The sequence below is a fragment of the Elstera litoralis genome, assembly GCF_000963705.1.
Taxonomy (GTDB): Bacteria; Pseudomonadota; Alphaproteobacteria; order Elsterales; family Elsteraceae; genus Elstera; species Elstera litoralis.
Genome location: NZ_LAJY01000350.1, coordinates 1 through 708, shown reverse-complemented (window position 1 = coordinate 708; position 708 = coordinate 1). Strand labels below are relative to the sequence as shown.

The 708-nt window shown below is 56.4% G+C and carries 1 protein-coding gene; it reads left to right on the top strand.

Going from position 1 to position 708, the window contains the following annotated elements:
* Positions 1–658: aspartate kinase (locus VZ95_RS13365; protein WP_045776287.1), on the top strand; the 658-nt coding region annotated here is incomplete at its 5' end.
* Between the last annotated feature and the right edge of the window lie 50 nt (positions 659–708).

Genomic DNA, 708 nt, shown 5'->3' with positions numbered 1-708 from the left:
CCGGAAGCTCGATAAGATCAGCTACGAAGAAATGTTCGAAATGGCCTCGCTGGGCGCTAAGGTTCTGCAACCGCGCTCGGTTGAAATGGCGATGAAACATCGGGTGCGGGTGCAAGTGCTGTCCAGCTTTGCCGATGTGCCCGGAACCTTAGTTGTGGATGAGGACGAGATCGTGGAACAACATCTGGTCAGCGGTATTGCCTATAGCCGGGACGAAGCCAAAATCACCCTCGCCAAAGTGGCCGACCGGCCCGGCGTGGCGGCTGCTATTTTCGGCCCGCTCGCCGACGCCGCCGTGAACGTCGATATGATCGTTCAGAATGTCTCCGCCGACGGTAAAACCACCGATCTGACGTTTACGATTGGCCGGGCCGATTTGGAACGCGCGCTGCAAGTTCTGCGCGATGCCAAGGAAACCATTGAATATTCCCAGCTTATTCCGGATCCGGCTGTGGCTAAAGTATCGGTGGTCGGGGTCGGCATGCGCAGCCATGCTGGCGTGGCGTTGAAAATGTTCGAAACCCTGGCGGCGAAGAACATCAACATCCAGGTCATCACCACCTCGGAAATTAAAGTCTCGGTCCTGATTGCCGAGGAATATACGGAATTGGCGCTGCGGGCTCTGCATACGGTGTTTGGGCTTGATGCGACTGCGTAACAAGGTACGGTTGGTTTAATGCAGGACGGTCTCGCCTCTCTTTTCCGCGA